Genomic DNA, 20,918 nt, shown 5'->3' with positions numbered 1-20,918 from the left:
GGTCCTTTTTTTGTGTCTCTGGCCATAGGGGCTCAGGGCTGCAACTGGCCATAGTCGTTTTCCAGGGCCTGGGCCTTCTGGGGATCCACCAGTCGATTGAGTGAGCGCTGCTGGGTATTGAGCAGGCGGCCATTGATGTCGTTCTGGGTCTTACACTGATGCACCAGCTGTTGCAGCTGTTGCCACAACAGGCCGATTTTCTTGCCGCTGTCTCCGGGGATGGCGGACAGCAGTCGTTTCATCCCCTTGTCGTCGCCGGGCAGGCCCAGGGCCGCCAGCTGCTCACAGCGGTGCTGGGCACGCTGCTGCAGCACCTGACACAGCTCGTCCTGGCGGTTGTTGTGCCTGGACAGGGCCTCGGTGTCACGACGCTCCAGCAGGCCGTGCTGGTGACGAATCAGGCTCTTGAGCTGTTGATACTGCTTAACGTCCAGCTGAATCCCCTTGACCAGCTGACGAACCTGTTCCGCTCGGGTCACAGTTTGGACCCGTGCTCTTCCAGCATCGCTTCCGCGATCAGCTCCAGATCGATGGGGTAACCCTCTGTGGACAGTTCCGCCTGCAGGGCGGCAACCTTGTTTCTGTCGACGCTGTCCATCTCATCCAGCTCCTTGCTGGCCTGGTTCAGCTGCTGCCACTCCTGGCTGACAGACTGGGACTGGTTCTCGCTCTGGTGCTTACTCACCGGGGCATTGCTGGTGTTGGCCTCCTGGTTCTGCAGGGAGACCAGCTGCTGGGATACCGGAGTAATTTCCATGGTGTTCTCTCAATCGATGTTGCCTTTGTCTATGGAGGGCGGCAGGTTTCGGCAGGAACTTAAAAAATTGTTTCCACTTTTCCTGTGGCGACGATCCGGGCGGAAACAATTTTGCCGGATCGGCTGTTCTTCACCTTGATCACCTCACCTTCGCTGCCTCCTTTGAGGGCAATGCCCGAGGTGGTGGCGGCGAAGCTGTCACCCCGGGCCACCATCACCACCTGCTGACCCCGCTCTACCATCAGTGGTGGCATCAACTGCTGAGCCTTGATGGGGGAGCCGGCACGAATGCCCCGCCGGGCACGTTGGCCGGCAATGGACGCTATGGACATCAGCAGGTCGCCGTCAGACGGAGTCAGTGCGCGCTGCTGCCAATGCAGTTGGCTGGGCTGAATCAGATGGCCGGCCATCAGCTTTGCCCGGGTGACCGGGACCCTGGCCTCGAGAGAGACGGTGCTCCGAACTCGCAGAGACCACTTGGGGCTGGGGCAACTGACCCGCCGGTGTTGGCGGCCCACGGGAAAGCGACCCCGCTCCCCCTCCAGCTGCAGTGGTTGTGTGCAGGGGGGCAGGGTGGCGGCGCCCGAAGGAAGCTGGATGCGAATCTTGCTCTTAAGCCAGTGGCCGGGGTGCTGCTGTTGCCATTGGACCACCTCCTGGCTGAGGGCGTCATCAAGGGCGGCGCGGATCTGCTGCGGGGCGTCCTCGGCGGTCGCGGACAGCGGAAACCCCAGCAGCAATAGCAGGGGGAACAGGGAACTTCCGCTTCCGTTAAACCAGGCTCTCAAGGCGTATCTCTTTGTTATATATAAAAATAAAAACCTGGCACGGATTTTGGATTCCAGTGGCCAGGACTGTATTAACACGTTACTAGGAGTTGCCATGGCTATCAACCTGGAATCGGCACTGGGGCTGCATGCCCAGGGGCTGGATCTGAGGGTGGAGCGCACCAAGATTCTGGCCGCCAATCTGGCCAATGCGGAGACCCCAGGCTACCTGGCCAGAGACATCGATTTCTCCAAGGTGATGCAGGGGTATCAGACCAGTGGTCAGTTGCAGCGCGACTATCAGCTGGATTACCGGGTGCCTCATCAGATCGCCGCCGACGGCAACACCGTGGAGCTGGAGCAGGAGCAGGCGCGCTTTGCCGCCAACTCCATGGATTTTCAGACCAGCCTCACCTTCCTCAACATGAAGATAAGCGGCATTCGCACCGCCATCGAGGGTCAATAACCATGTCGTTCAACCGAATCTACGACATCGCAGGCAGCTCACTGGCGGCGCAAACCCAGCGGTTGAATACCGTGGCCAGTAACCTGGCCAATGCCGACGCCGCCGCTCCGGACGCCGATCAGGCCTACCGGGCGGTGAAACCTGTGTTTCGTGCCATCTACGACCAGTTCAACGGCGTGCCTTCCGCCAAGGTGGAGGTGGCGGCGGTGGTGCAGACCGATGCGCCGGTGGAGATGCGCTTCGAGCCCAACCACCCCTACGCCAATGAAGAGGGCTTTGTGGCCTACTCCAACGTGGACACCGTGGCGGAGATGGCGGACATGATGTCTGCCACCCAGAGCTTCGAGGCCAGCGTCAACATCATGAACCGGGCCCGCTCCATGCAACAGGGCCTGCTGCAACTGGGAACCAAGTAACCATGACGGTCAATGCCATCAACAACGCCGCCCAGGGCGGCGGCGACAGCAACCAGATTCAGCCCAACTCGGCGGCGGATCTGAAGAACGAATTCATGACCCTGATGATCGCCCAGATCGAGAATCAGGATCCCACGGATCCCCTGGACGCCAACGAGTATGTGGCTCAGCTGGCCCAGTTCTCCCAGGTGGAGAGCCTGGAGTACATCCGCCAGAACCAGTCAGCCCAGATGACCATGATGGAGAACGCCGCCATCGTTCAGTCCGCTTCCCTGCTGGGCAAGCAGGCGATGGTGCCGGCGGACAGTTTCACCCTCAGTGGTGAGGCGGTGAACGGCAAGCTCTATCTGGAGAACAGCGCCGAGTCGGTCCAGGTGCAGCTCATTGACGACAAGGGTGAGGTGGCCGCCACCCTGGATCTGGGCAGTCAGGGTAAAGGGGATGTGCCCTTTGCCGTGGACCCGCAGAAACTGGGCCTGGCGGATGGGGAGTACAGCCTCAAGGTGACCGCCACCGCAGGAGAGAGCGAACTGCCGGTGAACACCTTTGTTCGGGCCCCCATTGAGAAGATTCATTTTGCCAGCGCCTCAGGAATGATGATGGCGGAGATGGGCAATGGTCTGGGCACCATTTCGGTGCTCAACATCAGCGAAGTCAGCGCCACTGACAGCGCAGTGCAATAAGGATACTGAGGATACTATGTCTTACAACATCGCCATGAGTGGCCTGCGCTCCACCAGCCAGGAGCTGAACACCATCAGCAACAACATCGCCAACGTCTCTACCGCCGGCTTCCGCGGGGCCCGCAGCGAGTTTGCCGCCATCTACAACGGTGGTCAGGCCGGGGGCGTGTCCATGACCGGTGCCAGCCAGAACTTCTCCCTGAACGGCACCATGAACTACACCGGCCGCTCCCTGGATCTGGGGATTCAGGGCAACGGCTTTTTCGTCCTGGGCGCCGACGACGGCAGCACCCTCTACAGCCGCGCCGGCATGTTCAACCAGAACGCCGACGGCTATGTGGTGGACCCCTATGGCAACCGTCTCCAGGGCTACCCGGTGAGCAGTGGCGGCACCATTTTGACCGGCTCTGTGGGCGACCTGCAGGTGCAGGCGGGGTCGATTCCGGCCCGGGCCACCACAGAGGTGAACATGACTGCCAACCTGGACGCCAGAGTCAGCAACATCACCGCCCCCTTCGACGCCACCGACGTGAGCACCTACCACAGCTCCAACACCGTCTCTGTCTATGACTCCCAGGGCAATAAGCACGCCCTGACCCAGTACTACGTCAAGACCGCCGACAACAGCTGGACGGTGCACTACGCCGTGGACGGCACCACCCTGGCGGACACCAACACCATGAGCTTTGACACCTCCGGCAACCTTACTGCCGGCGGCACCGACGCTCTGACCATCAGTGCGGCCACCCTGGGCACCGGCTCCGCGGATCTGACCCTGGATCTGGAGTGGAACAACACCACCCAGTACGGCGCCGATTACATCACCTCCAAGATTGACCAGAACGGCAACACCTCCGGTGAGATGAAAGGGGTGCGGGTCGCCGAAGACGGCAAGGTGTACTCCACCTACACCAACGGCGAGGAGCGACTGCAGGGCCAGGTGGTGCTGGCCAACTTCACCAACCCCAATGGCCTGGAAGCGGTGAACAACACTGCCTGGATTGCCAACCAGGAAGCCGGTGATCCGGCGGTTGGCGCCCCGGGCAGCGGCACCCTGGCCGGGCTTTCCGCCGGCTACATCGAGGGATCCAACGTGGACCTGACCGCGGAGATGGTCAACCTGATGACCGCCCAGCGCAACTATCAGTCCAACGCCAAGGTGTTGACCGCCGCGGACACCATGAACCAGTCCCTGCTTAACGCCATCTAGGTGACCCATGGATAAGTTGCTCTACACCGCCGTCAGCGGCGCCAACCGGGTGATGGCGGCCCAGGCCCTCAAGGCCAATAACCTGGCCAACGTCGACACCAATGGCTTTCGCGCCGATCTGGAACGGGTTCAGGCGCTGGCGGTCTCCGAGACCCGGGTGCTGTCCCAGCTGGGCAGCGCCGGTGTCAGCCAGAAGGCAGGGGAGCTGGCCCCCACGGGCCGCACCCTGGATCTGGCCATCGAAGACAGGGGGATGTTCACCCTGCTGACCCCCAACGGCGAAGCTTACAGCCGGGCCGGTCACCTGGAGCTCGACGCTCTGGGACAGCTGACTCAGGGCGGCCTGCCGGTGGCGGGGCTGGATGGTCCCATCGTGCTGCCCGAGTACAAGGAGATCTTCGTCGGGGACGACGGCACCATCAGCGTCACCCCGGCCGAGGGCGGGGTGATTGAGGAGGTGGGGCGCCTGAAACTGGTGAATCCGGACATGGCCCAGATGCGCAAGAGCCTGGATGGGCTGCTGCGTCCCGCCGATGGTGTGCCCCTGGCCGCCGATGACCAGGTGAAGGTGGTCAGCGGATTCCTTGAGGGGAGCAACGTAGACGCGGTTCAGGAATTGGTGGCCTCCATGGATCTCAGCCGCCAGTTCGAAGTTCAGATCAAATTGATGAAGAGTGCGGAGAGCCTGGCCAAGTCCGGCAACCGCCTGCTTAACGACGTATAACAGGGGATAAGCCATGAGTTCAGCACTGTGGATCTCTAAGACCGGCCTGACGGCCCAAGACACCAAGATGACGGCCATCGCCAACAACCTGGCCAACGTCAACACCACCGGCTTCAAGCGGGACCGGGTGGCCTTCAACGACCTCTTCTATCAGGTGCAGCGCCAGCCGGGCGGCCAGATGGACGAGGTCAACGACCTGCCTTCCGGCCTGCAGCTGGGTACCGGGGTGCGGGTGGCGGGCACCCAGAAGGTGTTCACCACGGGCAATCTGGTGACCACCAGCCAGCAGCTGGATCTGGGCATCGAAGGCCAGGGGTTCTTCCAGGTGCAGCAGCCCAACGGCGACCTGGGTTACACCAGGGACGGCCAGTTTTACCGCAACGCCGATGGCGAAATGGTCACCGCCGGCGGCCTGCCCCTGGTGCCCGGCATCACCATCCCCGAGGAGGCGCTGACCATCACCATAGGCTCAGACGGCCGGGTGACCGCCCAGATGGCGGGCCAGGCGGACGCCGAGGAGCTGGGTCAGATCACCCTGGTGAACTTCATCAATCCCACCGGCCTGGAATCCCGGGGTGACAACCTCTACGCGGAAACCGCGGCCTCCGGCGTACCTGTCGAGGGCACCGCCGGCGAGCAGGGGATGGGGACCCTGCGTCAGGGCGCCCTGGAGTCGGCCAACGTCAATGTGGTGGAGGAGATGGTGGAGATGATCTCCACGCAGCGCGCCTATGAGATGAACGCCAAGGTGCTGACTGCGTCCGACGAAATGATGCAGTTCCTCAACCAGACGGTGTAAGGAGAGAGAGATGAAAGCCTGGATCGCCCTGTTTTTCCTGTTTCTCGGGGGCTGTGCCTCCCACTTTCCCGAGACCGCCCCGGTGCCGGATACCCCGACCTGGGCGCCACCCGCGGTGGATTACAGCCTGCCTGCCGCCGAGAATGGCAGCCTCTACCGCCCCGGCTACATGCTGACCCTGTTCAAGGACAAGCGCGCCTTTCGTGAGGGAGACATCCTGACGGTGAACCTGGATGAGCGCACCCAGGCCAGCAAGAAGGCGGACACCTCCACCCGCAAGAGCACCAATCTCAGCGGCCAGGGGGATCTGGCGCTGTCCAACGGCAAGAGCTACGCCACCAGCGGCTCCCTGGGCACCGGGCATCAATACAGCGGCAATGGCTCCAGCAGCCAGCAGAACCAGCTGACCGGCTCCATCACGGTGACCGTGGCCAAGGTATTGCCCAACGGGGTGTTGCTGATCCGTGGCGAGAAGTGGCTTCGCCTGAACCAGGGGGATGAGTATCTGCGCCTGGTGGGACTGGTGCGTACCGACGACATCGACAATGGCAACACCCTCTCTTCTCAGCGTATCGCCGACGCCCGCATCATCTATGGCGGCAAGGGCGCCATCGCCGACAGCAACAGCATGGGGTGGGCGTCGCGCTACTTCAACAGCCCCTGGTTCCCCATGTAGGAAGCGCTATGAGAATTCTGTTTGTTCTGCTGCTGATCCTGTCGCTGCCCCTGCCTCTGGTGGCCGCGCCTCAGACCCGTCAGATGATGGATCTGGTGGATGTGCAGGGGATTCGTGACAACCAGCTGGTGGGCTATGGCCTGGTGGTGGGCCTGACCGGCACCGGTGACAAGAGCCAGGTGAAGTTCACCGCCCAGTCCGTGGTCAACATGCTCAAGCAGTTCGGGGTGCAGATTGACGGCACCTCGGACCCCAAGCTGAAGAATGTGGCCGCCGTGGCCATCCACGCCTCGGTGCCGCCCCTGGCCAGCCCGGGGCAGACCCTGGACGTGACCGTCTCCTCCATCGGTGATGCCAAGAGCCTGCGGGGCGGCTCCCTGCTGATGACCCCGCTGCGCGGGGTCGATGGCGAGGTGTACGCCGTGGCCCAGGGCAACCTGGTGGTGGGCGGGGTTACCGCCGAGGGGCGCGATGGCACCTCGGTGACCATCAATGTGCCCACAGTGGGGACCATCCCCAATGGCGCCCTGCTGGAAGCCTCCATCCCCAGCAGTTTCCAGAGTGGCGACGACATTGTCCTCAACCTCAAGCACCAGAGCTTCAAGACCGCCCGCAACATCGAGCGGGTCATCAACGACACCTTTGGCCCGGACGTGGCCCGGGCCCAGAGCAACGCCAAGGTGCGGGTGCACGCCCCCAGCGATCCCCGTCAGCGGGTGACCTTCATGTCGATGCTGGAGGAGCTGCAGGTGCAGCCCGGGCGCCGCCCCGCCCGGGTGGTGTTCAACAGCCGCACCGGCACCGTGGTGATGGGCGCAGACGTCCGGGTGCAGAAGGCGGCGGTGAGTCACGGCAACCTGACGGTGGCGATCACCGAACAGACCTCGGTGAGCCAGCCCGGCGCCTTCTCCGGGGGCAACACCGCAGTGACCAACAACAGCAGCATCAACATCGATCAGGGGGACGCCTCCATGTTTGTCTGGCCCGAGGGCACCTCCCTGGAGACCATCGTCAAGGCGGTCAACTCCCTGGGCGCCGCGCCGGCAGACCTGATGGCCATCCTCCAGGCTCTGGATGAAGCCGGGGCCCTGGACGCAGAACTGGTGGTGATCTGATGCAGATAAGCTCCAATGGCGGCTACCTGAACCGGCTGGATGCGGGCCAACTGGTCTCTCAGCACGGCCACAACGGCGCCATCCAGGCGGTCAGCCAGCAGTTTGAAGCCCAGTTCCTGCAGACGGTGCTCAAGCACATGCGGGCGGCGGCGGACGCCCTGGCGGATGAGGAGAGCCCGCTCTCCTCCAAGAACAACGAGATCTACCGTGACCTTCACGATGCCGAGCTGTCGCTGACACTGAGCGGCAAAGCCGGCACCGGCCTGGTCCAGGCCCTGACCCGCCAACTGGGCGGGGAGTTTAAGTCCGAGGCGACCCCGGTCGCTGTGGATAGGCAACCTCCGGTCACCGCCGCCATGCAGCAGGCGGTGATCCTGCCTTTTGTTGCTAAGGAAGCCCGATGACAACCATGCTAAACACCGGCCTTTCCGGGCTGATTGCCAGCCAGGCGGCCCTGTCCGTGACCTCCAACAACATCGCCAACGCCACGGTGGCCGGCTACTCCCGTCAGGAGGTGATGCTGGGCACCGTCGAGGGCGGCGTCTATGGCCGCGGTGTGGCGGTGGAAGGGGTGCGTCGCATTGCCGACCAGTACCTGGTGGACCAGGTGTGGAACACCACCACCAGCGCCAGCTTCCAGCAGACCCAGTCCAGCTACTTCAGTCAGGTCGAGCAGGTGTTTGGCTCAGAGGGGTCCAACATCTCCACCGGCCTGGATCAGCTGTTTGCCGCATTGAATGCCAACCTGCTGTCGCCCAACGATCTGGCGACCCGCCAGTCTGTGGTCAATGAAGCCAAAGGCCTCTCCCTCAGGTTCAATGCCATCAATGACGGCCTGCAGAGCCAGTTCGATCAGGTGGAGAGCCAACTGCGTGCCTCCGTGGAGCAGTCCAATGTTCAGCTCCATGAGGTGGCGCGGCTCAATGCCGAGGTGAAAAGCCATGGCGGCATCGCCGAGGCGCCGCCGGAGCTGCTGGATGAGCGCGACGCGGTGATTGCCGAGCTGGCCAAACAGCTGGACCTGACGGTGTCGGAGAATCACGACGGCACCCTGAATCTGGCCCTGACCCAGGGCCAACCGCTGGTGGTGGGCAGCCATGCCGCCAAGCTCTCCATGGCGCCGGATCCGGCCAAGCCGGAGTTTGGCCGTCTGAGTGTGGCCCTGGAGGGGGCGGAGTTTGCCATCGACGAATCCGTTGGCGGCAGCATTGGCGGCTTATTGGATTACCGGGATAACAGCCTGGTGGACTCCAAGGCCTTCATCGATGAGCTGGCTGCCCATGTGGCCGATGAGATGAACACTGTGCTGTCCGCGGGCACGGACCTTGGCGGCGCCGCGCCGACCCAGGATCTGTTCAGCTATGATCCCCTGAATCCTGCCGGCACCCTGAGGGTGACCGCCGGATTTACCGCCGACAAGCTGGCGTTCGGCCAGGATGGCACCCCGGGGGACAACAGCAACCTCAAGGATCTGGTGGCCCTGGCGGACAAGACGCTGACCTTCGGCTCCCTGGGGCTGGACGCCACCCTGGGGGATGCCTTTGCCTCCAAGCTGGGGGAGCTGGGCTCCCGCAGTCAGCAGGCCAAGCTGGACGCCGACTCCTCCCTGCAGGCCCAGCGCCGCGCTCAGGGGGAGTGGGCCGGAGTCAGCGGGGTCAATCTGGATGAGGAGGGGGCGAACCTGATCCTCTACCAGCAGGCCTACCAGGCCAACGCCAAGGTGATCTCCACCGCCGATCAACTGTTTCAGACTGTGCTGCAAGCCTTCTAAGGAGCCCTGATGCGCATCTCCACTCAACTGTTGTACAACAACAATCTGCACAGCATGCAGAACGGGGCCGCCGAGCTGGGTAACCTTCTGCAGAAGATGTCCAACGGCAAGAACATTCAGCGTCCCTCGGACGATCCCATCGGTGCCGTGCAGGTGCTGACGGTACAGAGGGACCAGGCCGCCACCAGTCAGTTTGTCGATAACATCGGCGCCCTGTCCGACAGCCTGGATCGCAACGAGAGCTATCTGACGTCGATGATCGACCTGCAAAACCGCATGCGGGAGATTGTCACCTCCGCCGGCAATGGCACTCTGTCTCCCGAGGACAGGGAGGCCTACGCCGATGAGCTGGAGACCCTGAAAGACGCCATGGTGGATCTGGCCAACGCCAAGGATGACAAGGGCAACTACCTGTTCGCCGGCAACAGCACCACCACGGCGCCGATTCAGCTCGATGGCGCCGGAAACTACGTCTACAAGGGCGACAACAAGACCCGGGAGGTGCAGGTATCGGACTCCACCTGGATCACCGCCAACAGCCATGGGGAGGACCTGTTCTTCTCCGGTGGCGGCAAGGACATCTTCAACGCCCTGGATGATTACGTCGAGGTGCTCAGAGACCCCACACTCTCCCCGGGCAACCCCGGGTTTGATGTGGAGCAGAAGAGCATGATGGCCTCACTGGATGATGCCTTGACCAGCATCAGCGCCGCGGTGACCACCATAGGCGGCCGTCAGAACAGCCTCAGCCTGATTGAAACCTCTCACCAGGACATGATGCTGTTCAACAAGCAACTGGTGGGTGAGGTGGAGGGGCTGGATTACGCCGAGGCACAGAGCCGTTACCAGAGCTCCCTGGTGGCCCTGCAGGTGACCCAGGAGAGCTTCGTCAAGATCAGCCAGCTCTCCCTGTTCAACGAGATGTAACCCATGCTCTCAGCCATCCGCGACACTCAGATCTCCCCCCTGTCTCACCAGCCCAGGCTCAATGGCCTGGGCAGTGCGCCGACGGTCAATGGCGCCACGGAGCAGCGTCCTGTTCCGGCGACGCCGCTCTCCAGGCACAGGCTGCTGTGCTATGACCGCTGGGAACGGATCAGTCGTGGTCATCATCAGGTGCTCTACGCCCAGGCGGCGGAGGAGACCTTGATGCAGCAGTGGCGCCGAGCCCGTAAGCTGCATCAGCTGATGTCCCGGGCCCTGTCTCAGGGCGTCCTGGAACAGACGGACGAGATGGAGCGCCTCAGGCGGCAGATGCTGGCTCGCCGTGGCAGCTTCGCTGGTCATCCATTGCTGGACCACAGGCTGGAGCCTGTGGCCGAGCGCGGGGCCTCCTCTCCCAGGCTGTGCCTGCTCAAGTCTGTGGACCTGCTCAGCGCCAGGCCCAGGGCAGAGACCATCGATCTGCGCATCGGCGATCTGTGGTTACAACTGCCTCTGCCCGCCCAGGGCACGCCCCAGGGGCAACTGGCGGTGGTGCAGCGGGCCCTGTCCCAGTGCGGCATCGAAGCCAGTCTGGTGGAGGGGCAGCTGCAGTTTGCCCTGCCTGAGGTGCTGTGGCAGCGTCTCGATGGTCACTGGTGGATGCGAGGCCAGGGACAGAGGCTGCCGGCTGGGGAGCTGCGGGGCATCAAGCTGATAGAGCTGCATCACTGGCAGGACCCCAGGGGTTGGATTTTCAATGAACTGCAGGGAATCAAAGAGTCTCTGCCCAGGGTTCAGGGAGTGGTGGCCAAGCTGGCCCGCATGCTCAAGCAGATGCGCCATGCTCTGGAATTGGCGTCGGAGCGGCTATTGGGGGAAAAAGGGGGATTGCAGCTTCAGGAGCTGCCTCAGCAACTGGAGTCTCTGGCTCAACTGCTGCAGCCTCAGGGGTTTGGCCGCCGGATGCAGAACCTGATGGCCCAGGCCAACACCAGCCGCAACCAGACCCAGGCGCTGCTTTACTGAAACTGACGGCGGAACTCGTCGCACTCCTGCTGGTTGACCATACCACTGCTCTTGAGTTGCTCGAGATGGCTTTCCAGCCTGCTCAGGTGCTCGTCGGTCAGCGGGGCCAGACCTTTGCCCAGCTTGAGATGACGGTAGAGCAGTCCGCCCCCTAGGGCAGCCAGCAGCAGTATCACTATGGTGGTCATGGGTGTCACTCTCTTTGGCGGTATTACGGCGTCGAAACTTTGCACATTCTCTCACGTCGCACGGCCACAAATCAATCAAAAACCTCTTTAAATTCATTGCCTAAGCTTGATCTTGAGGATCCTTTCTGATCCCCGGGCGGATCCAGGATCGCCCCGACTTTTTTCCCCTTTGGCTGTTTAAGTTTGCCCGTGTCGGGGTCGCCCTTTGAATCAGGTGGACCCAGCGGGGGACAGGGCGGAAGAGTCGCTTCCCTTCCGCTGCCGTCCCGATGAGAGGTGGGGGGAGAACTTCCGCCACCACTAACGTAAGCATAAGAATTGTAAAGAGAATCTTAGCTGGCATGAAATTAGCATTCCGTTGGGTTCTATCTTGAGGAGACGCGCATGATTTCCGGAATGTCGGCGGCACAGTGGGCCGAGCAGTTGGTGGCTGTAGAGCGCAGTGGCAAGGATCAGCTCTACAGCACCAGGAAGAGCGATTACCAGGCCGAGCTTGATGCTTACAAGCTGCTGGAGTCGTCCCTGAAGCAGATGACGGCGGATCTGGATGCCCTGGGCGACGATGCCTTCAACGCCAAGAGCGGCACCATCAGCGATGAGAGCATCGCCAAGGTGACCGTGGCGGCCGATGCTCCGGCGGGCAACTACAACCTCAAGGTAAACCAGCTGGCTCAGGCCAATCAGAAATCAGCCAGCTTTGCCTCCGAAGATGCGCTGATCCCCACCAGCGGGATCTTCGAGCTGGAGGTGAACGGTGAGGTGCTGACCATCGACTTCTCGGTGATCAACCCCTCAGGCACCGGCACAGTCTCCGGCCTGAGAGATTACATCAATGACAATGCCGCAGATCTTGGGGTGCAGGCCTCTCTGATGCGCAAAGGGGATGGCAGTGTCGAGTTGCTGCTCACCGCCAAGGAAGCGGGTACCGCCAACCAGATTCAGATTAACCAGGACGATGGTGGTTTTGGCTTCACCGACCTGGTTGCCGCTCAGGACGCCCAGTTTGAGCTCAACGGCGTGGCGATCACCAGTGCCACCAACTACGTGGAGAAGGTGATTGATGGCGTTGATCTGGAACTGACCGAGGCCCACAAGGCCGGGGAGTCCAGCACCATCAGTGTCGGGTATGACACCGACAAGACCCTGGATTCGGTGAAGGATTTCGTCTCCTCCTACAACAAGCTGATGAGTGAGATCACCGGCCTGACCCAGAGCCTGGGCAGCAGTGTCGAGGTGGAGTCCGACATCGGCAAGGAGGATGACGAGGACAAGGAGGAAGCCAAGAAGATTGAGGAGGACCAGCTTGGGGTGCTCAAGGGAGATTCCAGCATCCGCATGCTGAAAAACCGCCTCAACAATGCGCTGTTCCCCGCCTCGGACAATGGCATGCGCCTCTCCGACATCGGCATCGAACTGGATCGCAACGGCAAGATGAAGCTGGACGAAGAGAAGCTGGAAAAGGCGCTCAAGAGCGATTCCGCCAAGGTGCAGGAGATGTTCACCTCCACCAATGGGTACGTCAACCGCCTGGACGGCATCATCGACCCCTTCACCGAGCGCAACGGCTTCATCGACACCAAACAGGACAACCTCGACTCGCGGATGGAGCGACTCGAAGACGACATGACGCGGCACGATTACCAGATGCAGCAAGCCTATCAACGTTATCTGGCGCAGTTCACCGCCATGGAGCAGTACATCAACTCCATGAACGCCAGCGCCGGATTGTTCTACTGACGGAAGATCACATGTTACAGGAACAGGACCCATTCAACGCCTATAAGCAGACCTCCCTGGATGCCCGGGCGGCCGCCGCCAACCAGCACGAGATGGTGCGGATGCTGCTCGATGGCCTGCTGGAGGAGCTCTCCCGGGCCGAAGGCCACATCCACGCCCGCCAGATAGAGAAGAAGGGCCACTCGGTGCAGCGATGCATCAACATCGTTCAGGGACTGGATTCCATGCTGGATCTGGAGAGTGGCGGTGAGGTGGCGATGAATCTGCATCAGCTTTATGACTTTTGCAGCAGGCAATTGCTGACCACCAGCATCCGCAACGATGCCGAGTTGCTGGCGCCCGTGGTGAAGGTGGTTGGAGAGATACGTGAAGGCTGGGAAAACCTCAATTGAGCAGTGGCACCGCATCGGCCTGGCTTTGCAGAAGTTTGCCGCAGAGCAGGATTGGGCCCGTGTGGCGCAGATAGACAGCAAGATGCAGCAACGGCTCAGGGCCGAAGGTAAGCCCTCCAGCGAGGAGGAGCTTCAGGCTCGTAAGGCGCTGGCTCAGGTTCATCATCAGGTACTGGGTCAGCTGATCTCCGCCAGGGACCACCTGGCCGAGGAGATGGACAGATTTCAACAGCAGCGGGAGGGCATCAATGCCTACCGCAGAACGGAGTTAAGTGTTGAACCCGATAATCACTAGCCTGCCTGGCTTCGCTCAAATCCCGGGGGTTCAGCCCCAGGGCGGTGGCGTGGGCGACTATCCGAGCTTTGCCACCGTGCTGCCCGCCTATGGGGAGCTGCAAACTCAGCCTGGAGAGTCCGCCGCTGCCCTGATGGGGGAGACGGTTGCCTCCTATGGCCAGGTTCAGGAAGCGACGCGGCCTTCCCCTCAACAGCAGCGTCAACCGGACAGCCCGGACAGTGGCGAGGCCACGGCCCTCGACCTGGTGCCTGTGATGGCAGAGGCCAGCCAGCAGGGGCCAGCGCCTCAGGGGAGAGGGGCTGATCAGAGCTGGCCTTCCCCAGCCACTTCAGCCAGGTCCCTGCCGCTCGATGGTACGCAGCCGGTTTCCGCCCAGGTGACCAACACTGAGTCCACGGCAGCTCAGTCCGCTCAGCTCAATCAGACGACTCAGCCTGAGGCACAGCTTGCGCCTGTGGGGGGAGCCGTCTCGTCGGAGATGGCCGTCACCCAGGTTAAGCAGACCAGTGTTTCCCAGGCTTCGGGCCAGCTGGCCACCATGTCCCTGGGCACCCACTCCGGTGACAGCCTGGGCGCCTGGCGGCCGCTGACCGGCAGCGCCGTTACCCAGGTGATGGCCGGAGAGTTGTCTCAGCCTGTCACCGACAGGGAGAGGCCAACCGCTGACGCGCCGGCCGCCATCACCGCCCAACTGGCTGCCGGCAGAGGCAGCCAATGGGGGCCGCTGCCCCTGGATGCGTCCTCGGGCACTGTGACTCTGGCCAGACAGATGCTGGCACCTCTGAAGGAGCAGGTGCGCTTCAGTGTGGATCACGGCATCACCAAGGCCGAGGTCAGGCTGGACCCGCCGGAGCTGGGCCGTATCGATCTCAGTGTGCGTCATGAGGGAGACAGGGTGACGGTTCAGCTGACCGCCGCCAACCCGGCCGTGCGGGAAGCCCTGGCCCTGGGTGCAGAGCGGCTGCGCAGTGAGATGACCCAGGGCCTGGGTGGCGAGGTCCAGGTGGATGTGGGGCAGGGCGCCCCGCAAGAGAAACAACAACAACCAGAGTATCCGGGAAGGAGTGCGCCCATGATGGCGGCCCAGGACCCGGCGGTGGATCAACCCGCGACCGAGCGGGATCTCATCGATATGTTGGCTTAAAGGTAGGGGTAACGTAATGGCGATGTCGACCGGAGTGAAACGGTTACTTCAGGTGTGCGTGCTGCTGGTGTGGTCCGGAGCCATGGTCATAGTCGGGGTAGTGGGGATCGGTAAAACCGACGACCTTGAGCTGCCCTTTGGCCTGGGTGTGGCGGCGCCGGAGCCGGATAAATTCTATCCCCTGGATAAGTTGGTGATCTCCCTGCCTGGGGAGCGCTACCCCAGATACCTGCTACTGGAGATGGCGCTGCAAAGCCCCACCCAGGAGATTGAGAGCAAGCTGATTGCCAGCGACCCGCTGCTGAAAAACACCATGATCAAGCTGATGGGCAACAAGAGCCTGGATGAACTCAACAGCACCTCCAACATGGAGAAGCTGCAGGGTGAGGCCAAGGTGGCGCTGCAGGAGGTGCTGACCAACCATGGCTTCGACATACAACTGGATGCGGTGCTCTTTACCCGTCTGGTGGTTCAGTAGGAGGCGATATGTTGGCACAAGCGTACAGTTACCAGACCGACGCCCGGGAGGGCAGCGAATCGGCTCAGCTCAGCCAGTTCCTGCCCCTGGTCAAGCGGGCGGTCAACCAGCTGCGCAGCCATTGCGGCAGCCAGCTGGAGCCCCAGGACATGGAGCAGATCGGGATGATGGCACTGCTGGACTCCCTGCGCCGCTATCCGGGAGAACTGGATGGCGGTTTCATCAATTTTGCGTCTAAGCGGATTCGAGGCGCCATCTTGGATGAACTGCGGCGCCTGGACTGGCGTCCACGGCCGGTACGCCAGCAGGCCCATGAGTTCAACGATGTGGTTCGCCGGCTCTCCCGGGAACTGGGGCGTCCCCCCAAGGACAGCGAAGTGGCCGAAGCGATGGCACTGACCCCGGCCCAGCTCAGAGAGCGGCTCTACGCCAGTCAGGCTGAATCGATGCAGAGTCTGGATGAGCTGTTTCAGAACGGGGTGGAGCCGGACGGCAGCCCGGACGGGCAGAAACGCTTCATCGACAAACGCACCCTGGTGAAAGCCCTGGGCAAACTGAATAAGAGGGAACAGCTGGTGCTGGGTCTCTATTACCAGCATGAACTCAATCTCAAGGAGATCGCCCTGACCCTTAACCTGACCGAATCCCGGGTGTGCCAGTTGCATAAGGCCGCGGTCAAACAGCTCCGGGAAGTTTTAGAGACCTGGCAGACTCAGATGGAGAGACAGCGCCCATGAAGAAGTTGATCGGTTTTGTCGGCCTGCTCCTGGCTGTGTTTGGCGGTTACGCCTCCCACGGCGGTAATCTGGGCAACCTGTGGCAACCCGCCGAGATGGTGATTATTTTCGGTGCCGGATTCGGTGCCCTGTTCATCGCCAACCCCACCGACGTGATTCGCGACATGATTCACCAGCTCAAGGAGATGTGGAATCAGGAGAAGGAGGACCCTGAGCTCTACCCTCAGTTGTTCGGCCTGATGCACGTGCTGCTCAGCCAGCTGCAGTCCCAGGGAATGAAGGTGCTGGATGAGCACATCGAGGCGCCCCACGAAAGTTCCATGTTCCTGATGTACCCAGCGGTGCTCAAGCAGCCAGAGCTGCTGCAGTTTACCGTGGACAACCTGAGGATGCAGTCCATGGCCAAGGTGGCCCCCCACGATCTGGAGGCCTTGCTGGAGGAGGAGATTGAGCGGCTTCATGAAGATCATCTTCGCCCTTCCGAGGCGCTCTCCAAGGTGGCGGAGGCGATGCCAGGCTTCGGCATCCTGGCGGCGGTGATGGGCATCATCATCACCATGGGCAGCATCGACGGTCCGCTGACCATGATTGGGGTCAAGGTGGCCGCGGCACTGGTGGGCACCTTTATCGGCATCTTCGCCTGCTACTGCATGTTCGATCCCCTGGCCACCGCCCTGGAGCACCAGGTGGACCGGCAGACCGCCAGGCTGCGCTGCATGGCGGCGATCCTGGTGATGCACGCCAAGGGCAAACCGCCGCTGCTGGCCATCGACGCAGGCCGTCGTAAGATTCAGCAGGAGAACCGCCCCAGCTTCATCGAAGTGGAGCGTTGGCTGGAGGCCCAACAGCTGTGAGTCAGCATGGGAAATCGCCGGTGATCATAAAGAAGGGCAAGAAACACAAACATGGAGGCAGTCACGGCGGGGCGTGGAAGGTGGCCTTTGCCGACTTCACCCTGGCGATGATGTGTTTCTTCATGGTGATGTGGCTGATGCAGGTGGCGGACGTCAATGAGCGCCGGGCCATCGTCCAGCAGCTCAATGGGCCCCCTATAGAGCAGGGGGCCAACCCCCTGGCCACCAGCATCAACAGCTCCATCATCGACTTCGAAGGACGACCCAGCATCGATCAGGCGGGCATTCCCGCCACCGGTACCGGACCGGAACAGGCTGGGGTGGCGATGTTCAATAACATCCCGGAAGGGCAGGAGGACGCCGAGGCGGGCCAGGGCAAGGAGCTCAACGCCATGATCCCAGGGGAGACCAATGCCCAGGTGCCCCTAGAGACCCTGGCGTTGCAGGTTCAGCAGCTGCTCAAGCAGGGGGACCTCTCCCGTCACGTGGACGTGGAGATGACCCCGGACGGATTGCGCATCCTGATTCGGGATGCCTCGGATCGTTTCATGTTCAAGCGTGGGCGCACCCAGATGGAACCCTACTTCGAGGACCTGATGCTGGCCATGGCTGAGCTGCTGGCACCGGTGAAGAACCGGTTTATCATCAGTGGTCATACCGATGCGGCCCCCTTTGCCGGCAATCGCACCACCAACTGGGAGCTGTCGGCCCTGCGGGCCCTGGAGGCGCGTCGTGCCCTGACCATAGGCGGTGTGGCTTCGGATAGGGTGTTGCAGGTGGCCGGTTACGCCGATCAGATGCCCCTGATCCCTGAGGATCCCATGTCCGCCTCCAACCGCCGTATCGAGCTGTTTATCCTAAGTGACCAGGGCACCGAGGAGCTGGAACAACAGCACGGTCTGAGCGAGGCCAAACTGCAGCAGGCCAGGTTCCGGGCCGAGCAGAATCAACCCAGGCTGAGATACAATGACTGATCCTCTCGACTCCCAACCGGCGGGGTTCGTCCGCCATGGACCCGATCGGCTGCAGAAGGTGTTTCTTTACCTGATTCTGGTGAACTGGCTGGTGGCGGGCTTGCTGTTGCTGAAGCTGGAGGAACTCAGTTTTCTGGCGGGAGTGCTGGCGGGCAGCGGGGTGGTGATGCTGCAGTTTCTGCTGCTTAAACTCTCCCTGATGCGGGCCCGGCGCGCCGGGGATGGCTATCTTCTCTATCCTGTGGTGATCAGTACCCTGCTGATCGTGATGCTTCTTATTGGGTTTTTCTTCCTTTACTGAGACTGGCCCGGCACCATACCCCTTGGGTGCCGGGCCATTTTTTTTGGCTCATCCGGCCTTTCTTCCTCATTCTTGAAAGATGAAAAACGCTTTTTGCGCTTTGTTCATATTCAGCTTCAGCTAACAGTTTGTAAGTTTCCCCTTTCTCACCTGTGACCACTGTCACTGTTGCCCCCGCGTGCCTGAAGCAAAAATAAACCCAGATAAGTAATGGTGCATTTTATTACTTTATCTTCTGAGTGTTTATTTGCGGGGAATAAAGGATAGGCAGAAGGAACTGCGCCTCGCTTTTCTCAAAAGTCACTTCCGAGGACTGAATATTTGGTTTTAAGAAATGATGAGTAGCTCTTGAAACCAGAATAATTAGGGAAAAGATGATGAAACTAACCAATCTATGCCGGGGGGTGAGCATCGCCCTGATGGCAGGGGCGCTTCTGCCTGGCCTGGTACAGGCCCAGGGGGGCTGCGTCGGTTGCCACACCAAACCCAGGGTGCTGGAACGCATGCTGGTGACCAAGCAGGTGGACCTGGGTGAGCGCTCTGTCTCTGAGCGGGTCAGCCAGCTTCAGGTCAAGCTGAACACCATGGGCAGTCATGGGGAGTTGGAGTGCGGTGATTGCCATGCGCCTCTGGCAGACGGGCACACCGGCTGGCATCCTGCGGTGCAGCTGGACCCCACCGCCGATGGCGGCAGCGCCTGCGCAGACTGCCACGGTGAGGAGATGGTCACCAACTTCCGCCACTCCCTTCACTATACGGTGAACGGCATCGCCAAGGGACTGACCGAGCGCCTGGCTCAGACCCCCAACGCCCAGGCGCTGTTTGAAGAGATGCACACCGACACCGGAGAGGGGTGTGCCGCCTGCCATGCCACCTGTGGGCAGTGTCATGTGAGCCAGCCCAATTATGCCGGTGGCGGTCTGTTGAATAATCACCAGTTCCAAAAAGAGCCACAGCCTGAAAAAACCTGTGAGACCTGTCATTACGAAAACGCCGAAACCCATAAAGAGGTCGATGTCCACGTAACAAAATATGGCATGAGCTGTCTGGATTGTCATACGGATATGGTGGAGTTCCATGGGAGGGATATTAATGACATTCCTCAGGGGCGTTATTTTGGCGACGGACCCAAGGTATCCAAAATAGGTCCATTTGAACAAACTCAGAAACAAGAGGTTGTTCAGGTGAAATGTGAAGATTGCCATCAGGATAAGGTGGCGGACCACACCGAGCTTCTCAGTGGCAAAAAGGCGTTGGTGAACCACAACGACAGTCTCAAATGCACCGCCTGTCACACCCAGCCCTACACCAACTGTTTTGGCTGCCATGAGGACGCCCCTGAATCGGTGGGCACCTGGGAGCAACTGAAGCGGGTGGCCAAAGGCGCCCTGGGTCAGATTGGGGACGATGAGAACATCAAGCTGGGCCTGAGCGTTGCCGGCGATCCCCACAGCAAGCTGGTTCCCCTGAGTCACTCCGGCGGCGTCAGTTCCGACAGCAAGGCAGTGGTGGACCTGAATAATCCTGATACCAAATCCTACTGGGTGCCCTTTGCCGCCCACTTCGTTGCCAAGAACCCCCTGGCGACCCCGGAAGCGCGCACCAGCAAACGGATGTGCGAGAACTGCCACAACACAGACAACGACATCTTCCTCAAAGAGAGCGACGTGCAGCTTGGCGTAACCGACCCTGTATCTGAAAAGCAGTGGATCGTCCCTCAGTCTCGTCTGCCCAAGCATTAAAACCCTGGAGTACAACAACATGAAAAAGATGACAGCACTTGCCCTGGCCCTGATCAGCGCCCAGACCCTGGCCAACGAGGTCCCGGTTTCCTTTTCCGGATACACCATGGGACTGAGCAACTACCTATGGCGTGGCCAGACCATCAGCCTGGATAACCCTTCTCTGCAGTCGGACCTGATGGTGGAGCACGACAGCGGCTTCTATGGGGGAGTGTCCTATGAGACCTACCGTTACGAAGGGGACGCCGGTGAAGAGGTGAAGGATTACGAAATCGATTATTACGGCGGCTACTACCAGATGCTCACCGATGATCTGGGCATAGGGTTGATGGCGATGAAGTACACCTATGGCGACGGCGGCGACACTGTCGAGTACACCCTGTCGGTGGATTACCAGAGCCTGGGGATGACGGTGAACTACGACGAAGACGTCAAAGCCTGGTATGGCGAGTTCAACTATGGCCTGGGGCTGTTCCACGATTCCACCCTGGAACTGCACGTGGGCATGTTCTTCGATGCCGAAAACTACGGTTACGGAGATGAGAACAACCCGGACGACAGCTTCTATGACGTGGCCCTGCGTTACGACTACCCGGTGCTGGAGAGCCTCAGCCTGCTGCTCGAGGCCAGCTATCAGGAGTATGACAAGGACCACTACATGGTGGGTGTGGCCTATTGGTTCTAAGTTCAGTCCCTCAAACTGAACACCCCGGGGGCACTCTCCCGGGGTTTTTTCACG

27 protein-coding genes are annotated in these 20,918 nt (G+C 61.1%); 23 read left to right on the top strand and 4 right to left on the bottom strand.

Features of this window, described 5'->3' with window-relative positions; genetic code table 11:
• Positions 1-32: 32 nt before the first annotated feature.
• The 3 genes from QUE41_RS14235 to flgA are packed head-to-tail and all read right to left on the bottom strand — an operon-like array spanning position 33 to position 1,545.
• Positions 33-479, bottom strand: coding sequence for a flagellar protein FlgN (locus QUE41_RS14235; RefSeq protein ID WP_286339674.1), 447 nt, complete (start codon positions 477-479; stop codon positions 33-35).
• Positions 476-757 carry a flagellar biosynthesis anti-sigma factor FlgM gene (gene flgM, locus QUE41_RS14230; RefSeq protein ID WP_286339673.1) on the bottom strand — a complete coding sequence of 94 codons (282 nt, stop codon included), beginning with the start codon at positions 755-757 and terminating at the stop codon, positions 476-478. The genes QUE41_RS14235 and flgM overlap by 4 nt, the downstream gene beginning before the upstream one ends.
• A gap of 59 nt (positions 758-816) precedes the next feature.
• Complete coding sequence (gene flgA / locus QUE41_RS14225; RefSeq protein WP_286339672.1) at positions 817-1,545, bottom strand: flagellar basal body P-ring formation chaperone FlgA; 729 nt, start codon at positions 1,543-1,545, stop codon at positions 817-819.
• A 94-nt stretch (positions 1,546-1,639) separates the two neighbouring features.
• On the opposite strand from flgA, the gene QUE41_RS14220 reads away from it, so the two are divergent.
• The 12 genes from QUE41_RS14220 to QUE41_RS14165 are packed head-to-tail and all read left to right on the top strand — an operon-like array spanning position 1,640 to position 11,334.
• A complete protein-coding gene (locus QUE41_RS14220; RefSeq protein ID WP_286339671.1) occupies positions 1,640-1,990 on the top strand; it encodes a flagellar basal body protein in 351 nt (116 codons plus the stop codon).
• 2 nt (positions 1,991-1,992) lie between these two features.
• Entirely contained in the window at positions 1,993-2,406 is a 414-nt protein-coding gene (gene flgC / locus QUE41_RS14215) for a flagellar basal body rod protein FlgC (protein WP_286339670.1), read from the top strand.
• 2 nt (positions 2,407-2,408) lie between these two features.
• On the top strand, positions 2,409-3,089 hold the full coding sequence (locus QUE41_RS14210) for a flagellar hook assembly protein FlgD (protein WP_286339669.1): 681 nt from the start codon (positions 2,409-2,411) through the stop codon (positions 3,087-3,089).
• Between the two features lie 16 nt (positions 3,090-3,105).
• Positions 3,106-4,299, top strand: a complete 1,194-nt coding sequence (gene flgE, locus QUE41_RS14205) for a flagellar hook protein FlgE (RefSeq protein WP_286339668.1) — start codon at positions 3,106-3,108, stop codon at positions 4,297-4,299.
• Positions 4,300-4,306: 7 nt separating this feature from the next.
• On the top strand, positions 4,307-5,023 hold the full coding sequence (locus QUE41_RS14200) for a flagellar basal body rod protein FlgF (RefSeq protein WP_286339667.1): 717 nt from the start codon (positions 4,307-4,309) through the stop codon (positions 5,021-5,023).
• Positions 5,024-5,036: 13 nt separating this feature from the next.
• Complete coding sequence (gene flgG, locus QUE41_RS14195; protein WP_286339666.1) at positions 5,037-5,822, top strand: flagellar basal-body rod protein FlgG; 786 nt, start codon at positions 5,037-5,039, stop codon at positions 5,820-5,822.
• Positions 5,823-5,832: 10 nt separating this feature from the next.
• Positions 5,833-6,498: a flagellar basal body L-ring protein FlgH gene (flgH, locus tag QUE41_RS14190; protein WP_286339665.1), complete on the top strand. Its 666-nt coding sequence runs from the start codon at positions 5,833-5,835 to the stop codon at positions 6,496-6,498.
• Between the two features lie 8 nt (positions 6,499-6,506).
• Positions 6,507-7,613 (top strand): flagellar basal body P-ring protein FlgI, encoded by a 1,107-nt coding sequence (locus QUE41_RS14185; RefSeq protein WP_286339664.1) that lies wholly within the window; start codon positions 6,507-6,509, stop codon positions 7,611-7,613.
• Positions 7,613-8,017 carry a rod-binding protein gene (locus QUE41_RS14180; RefSeq protein ID WP_286339663.1) on the top strand — a complete coding sequence of 135 codons (405 nt, stop codon included), beginning with the start codon at positions 7,613-7,615 and terminating at the stop codon, positions 8,015-8,017. Before QUE41_RS14185 ends, QUE41_RS14180 begins: the two co-directional genes overlap by 1 nt.
• Positions 8,014-9,384: a flagellar hook-associated protein FlgK gene (gene flgK, locus QUE41_RS14175; protein WP_286339662.1), complete on the top strand. Its 1,371-nt coding sequence runs from the start codon at positions 8,014-8,016 to the stop codon at positions 9,382-9,384. Before QUE41_RS14180 ends, flgK begins: the two co-directional genes overlap by 4 nt.
• Before the next feature lie 9 nt (positions 9,385-9,393).
• Complete coding sequence (flgL, locus tag QUE41_RS14170) at positions 9,394-10,311, top strand: flagellar hook-associated protein FlgL (protein WP_286339661.1); 918 nt, start codon at positions 9,394-9,396, stop codon at positions 10,309-10,311.
• Positions 10,312-10,314: 3 nt separating this feature from the next.
• Positions 10,315-11,334, top strand: a complete 1,020-nt coding sequence (locus QUE41_RS14165; protein WP_286339660.1) for a hypothetical protein — start codon at positions 10,315-10,317, stop codon at positions 11,332-11,334.
• Here QUE41_RS14165 and QUE41_RS14160 read toward each other — a convergent pair.
• Entirely contained in the window at positions 11,328-11,522 is a 195-nt protein-coding gene (locus QUE41_RS14160; RefSeq protein WP_286339659.1) for a hypothetical protein, read from the bottom strand. The genes QUE41_RS14165 and QUE41_RS14160 overlap by 7 nt on opposite strands.
• Positions 11,523-11,906: 384 nt before the next feature.
• On the opposite strand from QUE41_RS14160, the gene fliD reads away from it, so the two are divergent.
• The 11 genes from fliD (at position 11,907) to QUE41_RS14105 (ending at position 20,864) form a co-directional block, all read left to right on the top strand.
• Positions 11,907-13,259, top strand: a complete 1,353-nt coding sequence (gene fliD, locus QUE41_RS14155; protein ID WP_286339658.1) for a flagellar filament capping protein FliD — start codon at positions 11,907-11,909, stop codon at positions 13,257-13,259.
• Between the two features lie 11 nt (positions 13,260-13,270).
• Positions 13,271-13,651, top strand: coding sequence for a flagellar export chaperone FliS (fliS, locus tag QUE41_RS14150; protein ID WP_286339657.1), 381 nt, complete (start codon positions 13,271-13,273; stop codon positions 13,649-13,651).
• Positions 13,626-13,946 carry a hypothetical protein gene (locus QUE41_RS14145; RefSeq protein ID WP_286339656.1) on the top strand — a complete coding sequence of 107 codons (321 nt, stop codon included), beginning with the start codon at positions 13,626-13,628 and terminating at the stop codon, positions 13,944-13,946. Before fliS ends, QUE41_RS14145 begins: the two co-directional genes overlap by 26 nt.
• Entirely contained in the window at positions 13,927-15,093 is a 1,167-nt protein-coding gene (locus QUE41_RS14140) for a flagellar hook-length control protein FliK (protein ID WP_286339655.1), read from the top strand. The genes QUE41_RS14145 and QUE41_RS14140 overlap by 20 nt, the downstream gene beginning before the upstream one ends.
• A 16-nt stretch (positions 15,094-15,109) precedes the next feature.
• Positions 15,110-15,571, top strand: coding sequence for a flagellar basal body-associated FliL family protein (locus tag QUE41_RS14135; protein ID WP_286339654.1), 462 nt, complete (start codon positions 15,110-15,112; stop codon positions 15,569-15,571).
• An 8-nt stretch (positions 15,572-15,579) separates the two neighbouring features.
• Complete coding sequence (locus QUE41_RS14130; protein ID WP_286339653.1) at positions 15,580-16,308, top strand: RNA polymerase sigma factor FliA; 729 nt, start codon at positions 15,580-15,582, stop codon at positions 16,306-16,308.
• Complete coding sequence (gene motA / locus QUE41_RS14125) at positions 16,305-17,162, top strand: flagellar motor stator protein MotA (protein ID WP_286339652.1); 858 nt, start codon at positions 16,305-16,307, stop codon at positions 17,160-17,162. The genes QUE41_RS14130 and motA overlap by 4 nt, the downstream gene beginning before the upstream one ends.
• A gap of 20 nt (positions 17,163-17,182) precedes the next feature.
• Entirely contained in the window at positions 17,183-18,136 is a 954-nt protein-coding gene (locus QUE41_RS14120) for a flagellar motor protein MotB (RefSeq protein WP_286339651.1), read from the top strand.
• On the top strand, positions 18,129-18,437 hold the full coding sequence (locus QUE41_RS14115) for a hypothetical protein (protein WP_286339650.1): 309 nt from the start codon (positions 18,129-18,131) through the stop codon (positions 18,435-18,437). Before QUE41_RS14120 ends, QUE41_RS14115 begins: the two co-directional genes overlap by 8 nt.
• 377 nt (positions 18,438-18,814) lie before the next feature.
• A complete protein-coding gene (locus tag QUE41_RS14110) occupies positions 18,815-20,179 on the top strand; it encodes a hypothetical protein (protein ID WP_286339649.1) in 1,365 nt (454 codons plus the stop codon).
• A 19-nt stretch (positions 20,180-20,198) separates the two neighbouring features.
• Complete coding sequence (locus QUE41_RS14105; RefSeq protein ID WP_286339648.1) at positions 20,199-20,864, top strand: TorF family putative porin; 666 nt, start codon at positions 20,199-20,201, stop codon at positions 20,862-20,864.
• Positions 20,865-20,918 lie beyond the last annotated feature (54 nt).

The organism is Ferrimonas sp. YFM, assembly GCF_030296015.1.
In the GTDB taxonomy this organism is placed as follows: domain Bacteria; phylum Pseudomonadota; class Gammaproteobacteria; order Enterobacterales; family Shewanellaceae; genus Ferrimonas.
Note: the sequence above shows the minus strand (reverse complement) of the source record. Positions and strands in the feature narration are given on the sequence as shown.

Coding starts and splice junctions, on each gene's coding strand:
- flgM (WP_286339673.1), bottom strand. CDS start 757: ATGGAAATTACTCCGGTATCCCAGCAGCTGGTCTCCCTGCAGAACCAG.
- QUE41_RS14220 (WP_286339671.1), top strand. CDS start 1,640: ATGGCTATCAACCTGGAATCGGCACTGGGGCTGCATGCCCAGGGGCTG.
- flgC (WP_286339670.1), top strand. CDS start 1,993: ATGTCGTTCAACCGAATCTACGACATCGCAGGCAGCTCACTGGCGGCG.
- QUE41_RS14210 (WP_286339669.1), top strand. CDS start 2,409: ATGACGGTCAATGCCATCAACAACGCCGCCCAGGGCGGCGGCGACAGC.
- flgE (WP_286339668.1), top strand. CDS start 3,106: ATGTCTTACAACATCGCCATGAGTGGCCTGCGCTCCACCAGCCAGGAG.
- QUE41_RS14200 (WP_286339667.1), top strand. CDS start 4,307: ATGGATAAGTTGCTCTACACCGCCGTCAGCGGCGCCAACCGGGTGATG.
- flgG (WP_286339666.1), top strand. CDS start 5,037: ATGAGTTCAGCACTGTGGATCTCTAAGACCGGCCTGACGGCCCAAGAC.
- flgH (WP_286339665.1), top strand. CDS start 5,833: ATGAAAGCCTGGATCGCCCTGTTTTTCCTGTTTCTCGGGGGCTGTGCC.
- QUE41_RS14185 (WP_286339664.1), top strand. CDS start 6,507: ATGAGAATTCTGTTTGTTCTGCTGCTGATCCTGTCGCTGCCCCTGCCT.
- QUE41_RS14180 (WP_286339663.1), top strand. CDS start 7,613: ATGCAGATAAGCTCCAATGGCGGCTACCTGAACCGGCTGGATGCGGGC.
- flgK (WP_286339662.1), top strand. CDS start 8,014: ATGACAACCATGCTAAACACCGGCCTTTCCGGGCTGATTGCCAGCCAG.
- flgL (WP_286339661.1), top strand. CDS start 9,394: ATGCGCATCTCCACTCAACTGTTGTACAACAACAATCTGCACAGCATG.
- QUE41_RS14165 (WP_286339660.1), top strand. CDS start 10,315: ATGCTCTCAGCCATCCGCGACACTCAGATCTCCCCCCTGTCTCACCAG.
- QUE41_RS14160 (WP_286339659.1), bottom strand. CDS start 11,522: ATGACCACCATAGTGATACTGCTGCTGGCTGCCCTAGGGGGCGGACTG.
- fliD (WP_286339658.1), top strand. CDS start 11,907: ATGATTTCCGGAATGTCGGCGGCACAGTGGGCCGAGCAGTTGGTGGCT.
- fliS (WP_286339657.1), top strand. CDS start 13,271: ATGTTACAGGAACAGGACCCATTCAACGCCTATAAGCAGACCTCCCTG.
- QUE41_RS14135 (WP_286339654.1), top strand. CDS start 15,110: ATGGCGATGTCGACCGGAGTGAAACGGTTACTTCAGGTGTGCGTGCTG.
- QUE41_RS14130 (WP_286339653.1), top strand. CDS start 15,580: ATGTTGGCACAAGCGTACAGTTACCAGACCGACGCCCGGGAGGGCAGC.
- motA (WP_286339652.1), top strand. CDS start 16,305: ATGAAGAAGTTGATCGGTTTTGTCGGCCTGCTCCTGGCTGTGTTTGGC.
- QUE41_RS14115 (WP_286339650.1), top strand. CDS start 18,129: ATGACTGATCCTCTCGACTCCCAACCGGCGGGGTTCGTCCGCCATGGA.
- QUE41_RS14110 (WP_286339649.1), top strand. CDS start 18,815: ATGAAACTAACCAATCTATGCCGGGGGGTGAGCATCGCCCTGATGGCA.
- QUE41_RS14105 (WP_286339648.1), top strand. CDS start 20,199: ATGAAAAAGATGACAGCACTTGCCCTGGCCCTGATCAGCGCCCAGACC.